The 906-nt window shown below is 53.9% G+C and carries 1 protein-coding gene; it reads left to right on the forward strand.

Annotation, left to right across the window (positions count from 1 at the left end):
* Positions 1–457: 457 nt before the first annotated feature.
* Positions 458–906: transposase zinc-binding domain-containing protein (locus R7R24_RS25435; RefSeq protein ID WP_276415914.1), on the forward strand; the 449-nt coding region annotated here is incomplete at its 3' end.

Below are 906 nucleotides of genomic sequence, written 5' to 3' on the forward strand. Positions count from 1 at the left end.
TCGCGAAATTTCGCAGTCGCGACGCCAGAGACCGAGGGTTAGATCATGCCTAGCATTCACCTTCCGGCCGCCCGCTAAATATCTCCTTTTGGGTTGTTAATAAAACATCCAATAAGTTGACTGTGCGTGAAAAAGAAAGTTTTGTGTGATGGCGTTGAAGATCGCACCGTTAAGCTCTTATGTGGGATGGTGCAGAGCTCGACGACTACCGATAAAACGCAACCGCCGCAAACAGACAAGAAAAAGCCCCAACTGATAACAGTTGGGGCTTCAGTATTGTGATTGGTGGAGCAATAGCACCCTGAACCCAAAACCTTCTCGCTCAACCGGTAGTGGCTGATAACAACTCGTGAGGGCTATTGCGGGTTAAGCATTTAGCGATGTCTAGGGCCAGACTGGACGTCTGAACGCAAGCCGCTGATACTGTACATAACCACAGTATCAGCGGAGGATACCCATGTCGCTGGCAAGGAACGCCACGGCGAGTCAATCGCCCACTCAAACAAACGGTTACGAACGCCACCAACCCGACCAGACGCTGCTCTACCAGCTGGTTGAGCAGCACTACCCAGCCTTCAAAGCCTCACTCGAAGCCCAAGGTCAACACCTGCCTCGCTACATCCAACAAGAATTCAACGACCTCCTCCAATGTGGCCGTCTGGAGTATGGTTTCATGCGGGTTCGCTGCGAGGATTGTCATCACGAGCGTCTGGTCGCCTTCAGCTGTAAACGACGCGGCTTTTGCCCTAGCTGCGGTGCCCGCCGGATGGCCGAGAGTGCGGCGCTGCTGATAGACGAAGTCTTCCCCAAGGAGCCCATTCGCCAGTGGGTGCTCAGCTTTCCTTTCCAGCTACGCTTTTTGCTGGCTCGCCATCCCCAGCTGATGGGCCAGGTCTTGAGTATCGT

Source organism: Vibrio sp. 704, from assembly GCF_033339295.1.